At 74.7% G+C, this 8,616-nt stretch carries 7 protein-coding genes; 5 read left to right on the forward strand and 2 right to left on the reverse strand.

Annotated features, from left to right (window positions below; all coding sequences use genetic code 11):
• Positions 1-76: 76 nt before the first annotated feature.
• Positions 77-1,657, reverse strand: a complete 1,581-nt coding sequence (locus ACIPXM_RS33505; RefSeq protein WP_401663366.1) for an aspartate:alanine exchanger family transporter — start codon at positions 1,655-1,657, stop codon at positions 77-79.
• 181 nt (positions 1,658-1,838) lie between these two features.
• Here ACIPXM_RS33505 and ACIPXM_RS33510 point away from each other — a divergent pair, with 181 nt between their 5' ends.
• Positions 1,839-3,206 (forward strand): NAD(P)/FAD-dependent oxidoreductase, encoded by a 1,368-nt coding sequence (locus tag ACIPXM_RS33510; protein ID WP_401663369.1) that lies wholly within the window; start codon positions 1,839-1,841, stop codon positions 3,204-3,206.
• Between the two features lie 106 nt (positions 3,207-3,312).
• On the opposite strand, the gene ACIPXM_RS33515 is transcribed toward ACIPXM_RS33510, so the two are convergent.
• A complete protein-coding gene (locus tag ACIPXM_RS33515; RefSeq protein WP_401663371.1) occupies positions 3,313-4,185 on the reverse strand; it encodes a L,D-transpeptidase family protein in 873 nt (290 codons plus the stop codon).
• 155 nt (positions 4,186-4,340) lie between these two features.
• On the opposite strand from ACIPXM_RS33515, the gene ACIPXM_RS33520 reads away from it, so the two are divergent.
• The 4 genes from ACIPXM_RS33520 (at position 4,341) to ACIPXM_RS33535 (ending at position 8,480) form a co-directional block, all read left to right on the forward strand.
• Complete coding sequence (locus ACIPXM_RS33520; protein ID WP_401663406.1) at positions 4,341-4,814, forward strand: GNAT family N-acetyltransferase; 474 nt, start codon at positions 4,341-4,343, stop codon at positions 4,812-4,814.
• Between the two features lie 130 nt (positions 4,815-4,944).
• Positions 4,945-6,744, forward strand: coding sequence for a hypothetical protein (locus ACIPXM_RS33525; RefSeq protein WP_401663373.1), 1,800 nt, complete (start codon positions 4,945-4,947; stop codon positions 6,742-6,744).
• A gap of 180 nt (positions 6,745-6,924) precedes the next feature.
• The gene (locus ACIPXM_RS33530; protein WP_401663376.1) at positions 6,925-8,004 is read left to right on the forward strand and encodes a dihydrodipicolinate reductase; all 1,080 of its coding nucleotides are present in this window, start codon (positions 6,925-6,927) and stop codon (positions 8,002-8,004) included.
• Complete coding sequence (locus tag ACIPXM_RS33535; RefSeq protein WP_401663378.1) at positions 8,001-8,480, forward strand: carboxymuconolactone decarboxylase family protein; 480 nt, start codon at positions 8,001-8,003, stop codon at positions 8,478-8,480. Before ACIPXM_RS33530 ends, ACIPXM_RS33535 begins: the two co-directional genes overlap by 4 nt.
• Positions 8,481-8,616: the final 136 nt, after the last annotated feature.

Below are 8,616 nucleotides of genomic sequence, written 5' to 3' on the forward strand. Positions count from 1 at the left end.
GGCATCGTCGCGAACGTAACCCGGGTGCCGCCGTACGGCGACCGGGACCCGCGCCCCGTCCCCCGTACGGCCTGGTTCACAGCCCCACGATGAGCTGGATGCAGACGATCTTCACCAGGATCGCGAGCGCGAACAGGGTCGCGTAGCCGGTGTTGATCCGGCTGTCCGACACCCGGCTGTTGGCGTACGCGGTGATGGCCGGGTTTCCGACGTAGCCCGCGAGCAGGCCCATGGTCCGCGGCCGGCTCTGGCCGAGCAGCCGGGCGACCAGGACCATCAGGGCGTAGCTGAGGACGGCGCCGATGAACAGCACGAGCAGGAGTTTGAGGCCGAAGAGCGAGAAGGCGTCCCGGCGGAAGGCGTAGCCCGAGGTGAGGCCGACGCAGGCGAGGAAGACCAGCAGGCCGATCTGCCGCAGGGTCAGGTTGGCGCGGGTCGGCAGCACCCAGACGAGCGGTCCCGTGCGGCGGAGCCGCCCGAGGACCATGGCCATCAGGAGCGGGCCGGCGGCGGTGCCGAGCGAGAGGGTGGTGGCGCCGAGGGTGAGCTTGGGGATGCCGATGAGGAATCCGGCGGCGAGTCCGATGCCCATGCTGACGGCGCTGACCTCGCTCACCTTGGCCTCGGTGTCGCCGAGGTAGCCGGTGACCTCGGTCGTACGGGTGCGGGGCATGACCACCCGGACCCGGTCGTCGAGCTGGAGCAGCAGGTCGTCGTGGGCGAGCAGGTCCTGGTCGCCGCGCCGGACCCGGGTGGCCATCGCCCCGTACCGCTCGCCGAGGCCGAGTTCGCCGACGGTGCGTCCGGCGAGGTCGGGGTTGGTGAGCAGGATGCGCCGGTAGTCGACGGTGTCGCGGCGGTCCAGGAGGTGGTCGGGGGCCTCGGTGCCGAGGGCGGCGAGTCCTTCGGCGACCGCTTCGGGGCCGCCGACCAGGACGACCCTGTCCCCCGGCGCGAGGGCGCCGAGGCCGCGGGCGACCCGCGGGTCCGCTCCGCCGGGCTGGTGGACGCTGGCGATCAGCCGTCCGTCGGCGACGCCGGGCACCTCGGCCCAGGTCACCGGGCGGTCGACCGTGACGGTGCGGGTGACGAGCTTCGCCGGGAGCCCGGTGCCGGGGTCGCGGCGGGCGGGCCAGTGGCGCAGGGCGGCGAGCGCGGACACGAAGAGGATGGTGAGAACGACCGCGAGGGGGTAGCCGATGGCGTAACCGGTGGCCGGTTCGGTGGGGTCGTCGGAGGACGCCTGGGCGGCGGCGAGTCCGGGCGTGGTGGTGCCGATGCCCGCGAAACCGCCTGCCAGATAGGGGCCGGAGATGCCGAAGACCTTGTTCCCGAGCAGCCCGACCGCCACGGCGGTGACGACCAGCGCGGCGATGGCGCCGAGCATCACCGCGAGCTGCGGGCGCAGTTCTCGGAAGAAGGCGGGACCGGCCTCCAGGCCGACCGTGTACACGTACAGGGCGAGGCCGAAGACCGAGAGTCCGGCCGGGACCGCCGGGCCGATGTCCTTGTCGAGGGCGCCGAGGAGCAGTCCCACGAAGAGGACACCGGCCGCGCCGAGCTTCACGGGCCCGAAGCGGACCATGCCGAAGAGCGAGCCCGCCGCGATGACGAGGAACAGGGTGAACCACGGGTTGTCCGCGAAGAACTGCCACATGACCCCACTCAGCCACACCCCCGGGCGTGTCGCACGCCCTCGCGGGGCTCACCCGCCATCCCCCATCCGCTATCACCCTTTTGCCGGATATGAATGATTTCCTCATGATGGGTTCGGATAGATCGGATAGACAGGCTCAAGAGCGGGACAAGCGCAGGTCAGGGAAAGGCGGTCTTTCACCGTGGCTCGACCGAGAATCCTCGTGGTGGGCGCCGGTTTCGCCGGGGTCGCGTGCGTAAGGCGGCTTGAACGGCGGCTCACCGGGCGGGAGGCGGTCATCTCGCTGCTCTCGCCCTTCTCGTACCAGCTCTATCTGCCCCTGCTGCCGCAGGTCGCCTCCGGCGTCCTCACCCCGCAGTCGGTGGCGCTCTCGCTGCGGCGCAGCGCCCGGCACAGGACGCGGATCATCCCGGGCGGCGCGATCGGCGTCGACACGGCCGCCAAGGTCTGCGTGGTGCGCACCATCACGGGCGAGACGCTGATCGAGCCGTACGACCATCTGGTGCTCGCCCCGGGCAGTGTCACCCGCACCTTCGACATCCCGGGGCTCGCCGAGCACGCCCGGGGCATGAAGACGCTCGCGGAGGCCACGTACATCCGTGACCACGTGATCGCGCAGCTCGACCTCGCCGACGCGAGCCAGGACGAGGCCGAACGGGCCGCGCGGCTGCAGTTCGTGGTGGTCGGCGGCGGCTACGCGGGCACGGAGACCGCCGCCTGCCTGCAGTTGCTCACCAGCAACGCGGTCAAGCGCTATCCGCGGCTGGACCCCCAGCTCATCAAGTGGCACCTGGTCGACATCGCGCCGACGCTGATGCCCGAGCTCGGGCCGAAGCTCGGCGCGGCCGCCCTGGAGATCCTGCGCAAGCGCGGCATCCAGGTCTCGCTGGGCGTGTCGGTCGCCGCGGTGGACGACGAGAACGTGACCCTCACGGACGGCCGGGTGCTGCCCTGCCGCACCCTGATCTGGACGGCGGGCGTCGCCGCGAGTCCGCTGATCGGCACGCTCGGCGCGGAGACCCTGCGCGGGCGGCTCGTGGTCGGCGCCGACTTCGCGGTGCCGGAGCTGCCGGGCGTGTACGCGCTCGGCGACGCCGCCGCCGTCCCCGACCTCGCCAAGGGCGAGGAGGGTGCGATCTGCCCGCCCACCGCCCAGCACGCCATGCGCCAGGGCAAGGTGGCCGCCGACAACGTGGTGGCCGCGCTGCGCGGCGAGCCCGCCCGGCCGTACGAACACAAGGACCTGGGCCTGGTCGTCGACCTCGGCGGTCTCGACGGGGTGTCCAAGCCCCTGGGCATCGAGCTGCACGGGATGCCGGCGCAGGCGGTGGCCCGCGGCTACCACTGGGCGGCGCTGCGCACCGGCGTGGCCAAGACCCGGGTGATGACCAACTGGCTGCTGAACGCGGTCGCCGGGGACGACTTCGTACGGACCGGGTTCCTGGCGTCGAAATCGGGCACCCTGAAGGACTTCGAATACACCGACGTGTATCTGACCCCGGAGCAGATCAAGGAGCACGCGGAGGCGTTGCGGACGACGAAGGGCTGAGCGGGGTCGGGTGGCGTGAGCGGGCGGGGCGGGGCCGGTCGGGCCCGGCCCCGCCCGCCTTCAGGTACGGCGTTCCGGCGTCTCTCAGGCGGCGGGTCCGGCGTCCTCAGGTGGCGAGGAAGGCCGCCGGGCCCATCACGACGACGGGTTCACGGACCGGGTCGAGGGCCTGGAGGAGTTCGGTCATGTGCTCGCGGGGCAGCGACACGCACGCCTGCGTGGGCCCGCCGTGGTCGACGTGGATCCACACCCCGCCGCCCCGCTCCGCGCCCAGCGGACGCACCTTGTTGAGCGGGGTGGTGCCGGGGATCCGGTTGTAGTCGATCGCCACCACGTAGTCGAAGGAGCCCTCCAGTGACTCGCCGAGGAACCCGGTGCCGGACACCGCGAACTCCTCGTCCTGGTCGTACGGGAAGCGGGCGCCCGGGTCCGGCAGCCTGCCGCCCGCGTCACCGATCCGGAACACGCCGGTGGGCGAACGCAGATCGCCCGCCACATGGTCGTCGGTCCAGCCGCGCAGCGCGTTGTGCCCGGTCCACGGCCCGGCCGCGCGGTGCCAGCGGCCCGCCGGGTCCCGCTCGTGGAGCACGGCGGTGACCACATTGCCGTCGACGCCGTCGCCGCTGACCACCAGGACCTGGCTGGTGCCGTCGGGGATCCGGGTGTGGGTGAGCGGGCCGACGCCGGGGATGCGGGCGGGCGCCCGGTTGGCGGCGTCCCGGCCGGTGGGGGCCGCGGGGGCGGAGCGGGCCGGTGGTGGCGTGGCCGCGGCGGGCGCGGCGGCCGGTGGGGCGGCGGGCGGACGTGGCCCGGCGCAGCCGGTGAGGAGGCCGCCGACGAGGCCGGTCAGGAGCAGGACGGACGGCAGTGCGGTGGCGCCGGTACGGAGCCGGGCACGGGTGCCGGTACGGGTACGCGCGCGCGTGCGGACGCGGGCGGGCGTCAGCACGGTGGCGGTGGTGCCCTTGCGGACGGGCATGGGAGGGCTCCTCCGGGGCTCGGGGCAATGCCGGGATCCGTACCCGTACGAGCGCGGCCCTGTCGCCGTGCCCGGGCCGCCTCACCCGTCCGGGTGCACCCGGAAAGCGATTGACGGCGGGGCGGCGGGCCCGATTTCCTGCCCGGGTGAACCTGTTGAACGAGCTCCGTATCGAAACCGCCGACCCGGCCGACCCGGACGCGTCGGCCGCGCTCCTCGCCGACTGGCGGCTGATCCACAACACGATCATCCCGACCGCCCCGCTCTCCCCCGAGCAGGTGCGGGAGCGCGCGGGCCGCAACCGGCTCGACGTCGCCTATCTCGACGGCACGGCCATCGGCTGCTCCACGGTCCGCCCGCCCGACGACGAGACGCCCGCGGCGACGGTCATCTCCCGCATCCTGCCCGCGTTCCGGCGCCGGGGGTACGGCACGGCGCTGTACGAGCGGGGCCTGGCGCACGCGCGGACGCTGAGCGAGGCGGGTGTGGAGACGGTGGTGCTCGCGAGCAACGAGGCGGGCTTGGCCTTCGCGCGGGCGCGGGGCTTCGAGGAGACCGAGCGCTATGTGCTGCCGGGCGACACCATCGCGTTCGTGACGCTGCGGCTCGTGGAGGAGCCGGCCCGCTGAGGAGCCGGTCCGCTGAGGAGGCGTCCCCGCTGGGGGGGGGCGTCCCGCCGGGGACAAAACCGCTGGACGGCCCCGGGGGTGTGCGCGATGCTTGCGGCATGATCGGAAGAATCGAGCACACCCCCGGCCGATGAGGCCCCCGGAGGAGCGCCCCGCGCGCACCCCACGACCCGCGCTGTACGCGTACGCCCTGAGCCTGCCGCCGTCCGCACCCGCCGCGGCCGCGCTGCCCGAGGACCCACCGCTTCCCCGGGGCGCGAGAGCGGTCGGCCCCACGCTGCGGGGTGCCCCTGCCTTCGCGGCCGTACGGGACGCCCTCACCCCCCTGCTCCGCGCACCGGACTCCCCCGCCACCGCCGAGGAGACGGCTCACCGCCTCGCCGAACTCCCGGTGCGGCTCTCCGCGATGGTGCGCGTCGCCCGGACCATGCCGCTGCCGGACGAGCCCGCCGCCCGCGCCTTCGCCCGCCGACTGGTCCGTACGGGCACGGCGCGCCACCCGGTGTGCGTCGGGCTCGCCCTGCTCGGACGGCTCGGTGAGGCCGAGGACATCCCCTCGCTGCTGGCGCTCGCCCGCCTCGAGCTCCTGTCCGGACTCGCCCTGACCGCGCTTGAACCCCTGGACCCGGCCACCGCCGCGCTGGCCCGGCTCGACGGCCGGATCCCCGCGTCCCACGCGCTGCGCCCGCTCGTGGACGCGTCGCTCGCGGGCGCGGCCGACGACGCCCTGGCGCTCCTCGCCGCGCCCTCCTTCGACGCGGACGCGGTGTTCCCCGAGGCCGCCCGGTGGATCGCGGACGCCCTCGGGCTCGCGGAGTTGGCGCGTCACGAGCCGCCGGATCCGCCGCTGCTCGCCCGGGCGGCCCTGCTCCTGGTCCGGATGGCGCGCTCGCACGACCACGAGTCGGAGATCCTGCGGTACGGCGAGGCCCGGCAGCTCTGCGAGGCCGTGGTGCGGCACGCCCATGTCCTGCCGCCGACCGACGATCACGCCGCCGTGCTGCTCTCGCTCGCCGTGGAACTGCACAGCGGGCCCCTCGCCGTGCTGCCGTGGCGGCACGGGCAGCGTGAGCGGCTGCTCGTGACGCTCGGGGCGGTGCTCGAAGCGGCCACCTGGAGCGGGGTGTTCGACGGGCCCGGCGCGACGGCGACCCCGCAGGCCCGGCACCGCTCCGCCTGGTTCGACTACACGGTTGAGCGGGTGTTCCGCGCGCCCGTGCCGCCCGGCCGGTTCCGGGTCGAGGTGCTCTCGGGCGATCCGGCGGACCTGGGCTGCGCGGTGCAGGTCCGGGTCCTGGTCGACGGGCGGCCGCTGGTCCCGGCGGCGCTGGGCGGCGCGGCCGGGGCCCCGCCCGAGCAGGTGCTCCTGAACGGCGCGTTGCGGGCCACCGGGGAACCGCACGAGGCCGTCCTCGGGGAGACCTGGTGCTCATCGGGGTGCTGCGGCACGCTGCGGGCGACGGTGGTCCGCGAGGGCGGCGCGGTGGTGTGGCGGGACTGGCGGCGCCCGTCCCCGCTCGTCGGCCGTCCGGCCCCGCCCGAGCTGCCCGCGCACCGCTTCGACGCCGCCGCGTACGACGCGGAGGTGGCCCGCGCCACCGCCGACGACCGCTGGTCCTGGCCCGCCCGGCGGACCGCGTGGCTGCTCGGCGAGGCGCTGCGCGCGCGGCCGGGCCTGGCGGCCCGCTGGGACTGCGAGGTGCGGCTGGTGGGCACGGACGGACGGCAGCCGCACACCACCACGGTCCACCTCGTGTACCGTCCCGGCGTCTTCGAGGGGACGGCGGCGGAGAGCGGCCCGTGGCTGATGTTCCGGTGGCGGCTGCCCGACGACGGCACGGAGCCCGGCGAGCGGGTGGCCGCGGCGCTGCGCCGGATCGGGCGGGAGGATCCGCGCGGGTTCGCGGAGTGCGTGGGGGGCGCGCGCTAGCGGCGGGGCGCCGGGCCCGTACCGGCGGGGCGCGGGCGGGCGCCGGGGCCGTACGACTCCCCGTACCGAGGCCCGTACCGGACTCCGTACCGGCCGCCCCGCACCCGCATTCTGACACTGCGTCAGATCCGGCCTGTCCCGCCTCTGGGAACCTCGCGCCCCCGGCGCTACCCTCCGCGCATGATTCCGACCGTGGTATGGGGAACCGGAAATGTCGGGCGGGCGGCCATCCGGGCCGTCGACGCCCATCCGGCGCTCGTTCTCTCGGCCGTCCTCGTCGCGAACCCCGCCAAGGTCGGCCGCGACGCGGGCGAGCTCGCGGGGCTCGGGCGCCCGCTCGGGGTGGCGGCGCGGGACGACGTCGAGGCGGTGCTGGCCGAGCGGCCGCGCGCCGTCGTGTACGCGGCGTCCGGCGACGTCCGGCCGGACGACGCGCTCGCCGACGTGGCGCGGGCGATCCGGGCGGGTGCCGTCGTGGTGACGCCCTCGCTCTATCCGCTCTACGACCACCGGGGCGCGCCGCCCGAGTTCCGGGATCCGGTACTCGCGGCGGTGAAGGAGGGCGGCGGTTCGCTGTTCGCCTCCGGTGTGGACCCCGGCTGGGGCAACGACGTGCTGCCGCTGCTCGTCAGCGGGCTCGGCAGCACGGTGGAGGCGATCCGCTGCCAGGAGATCTTCGACTATTCGACGTACGAGCAGGAGGACTCGGTCCGTTATCTGGTCGGCATGGGCCAGCCGATGGACTACGAGCCGCCGATGCTGTTCCCGTCGGTGCCGACGATGGTGTGGGGCGGGCAGCTGCGGCTGATGGCGCGGGCGCTCGAGGTCGAGCTCGACGAGATCCGCGAGACGCTCGAACGGCGGCCGCTGGAGGCGACGGTCACGACCCGGACGATGGGCGAGTTCGCGGCGGGCACCCAGGGCGCGGTGCGCTTCGAGGTGCAGGGGATCGTGGACGGCGAGCCGCGTCTGGTGATCGAGCACGTCACCCGGATCCATCCGGACTGCGCGCCGGACTGGCCGGTGCCGCCGGACGGTTCGGGCGCGCACCGGGTGATCGTGGAGGGGCGGCCGCGGATCGAGGTGACGGTCGAGGCGTCGGACGAGGGCGAGAACCGTTCGGCGGGCGGCAACGCGACCGCGGTCGGCCGCCTGGTCGGGGCCATCGACTGGCTGGTGGAGGCGGAGCCGGGGTTGTACGACGCGCTGGACGTGCCGTTGCGCCCGGCGGTGGGGAAACTGGGAAGGAGCACAGGGTGATCATCGACATTCCCGAGGGCCAGGAGCCGATCGGGTACGTGTGGGGCGACATGGTGCCCGGGATCGGGATGGCGGCGGCGAACTTCTCGCTGTCCGTGTACTCCCACACCACGCTGGGGCTGCGGGAGTTCGAGGCGGCGCGGCTGCGGATCGCGCAGATCAACGGCTGCAAGTTCTGTCTGGACTGGCGCACCGACCGGGACGGCGAGAAGGTCGAGGAGTCGTTCGCGGACGCGGTGGCCGAGTGGCGGACGGCGGACGTCTTCGACGAGCGGACGCGGCTCGCGGCGGAGTACGCGGAGCGGTACACGCTGGACCACCACGGTCTCGACGACGAGTTCTGGGGCCGGATGACGGCGGCGTACAGCCAGGTGGAGATCGTGGAGCTGACGATGAGTCTGGGGTCGTGGCTGGCGTTCGGGCGGCTGAACCGGGTGCTGGGTCTCGACACGGTGTGCGTGCTGCCGACGCACTGACGGCGGTGGGCGCGACGGAGGGGGGCGGCGGGGGGGCCCCCCCGGGGGGCCCGCCCGGGGGGGGGGGGGGGGGGGGGGGTGGGGGGGGGGGGGGGGGGGGCCGCGCGGCGCGGGGTGGGGGAGCACTCGGTGTGGC

The sequence above is a fragment of the Streptomyces sp. NPDC090025 genome, assembly GCF_044748125.1.
In the GTDB taxonomy this organism is placed as follows: Bacteria; Actinomycetota; Actinomycetes; order Streptomycetales; family Streptomycetaceae; genus Streptomyces.

Bases quoted from the DNA above. Each gene is read 5' to 3' on its own strand.
- ACIPXM_RS33505 (WP_401663366.1), bottom strand. From the start codon at position 1,657: ATGTGGCAGTTCTTCGCGGACAACCCGTGGTTCACCCTGTTCCTCGTC.
- ACIPXM_RS33515 (WP_401663371.1), bottom strand. From the start codon at position 4,185: ATGCCCGTCCGCAAGGGCACCACCGCCACCGTGCTGACGCCCGCCCGC.
- ACIPXM_RS33525 (WP_401663373.1), top strand. From the start codon at position 4,945: ATGAGGCCCCCGGAGGAGCGCCCCGCGCGCACCCCACGACCCGCGCTG.
- ACIPXM_RS33530 (WP_401663376.1), top strand. From the start codon at position 6,925: ATGATTCCGACCGTGGTATGGGGAACCGGAAATGTCGGGCGGGCGGCC.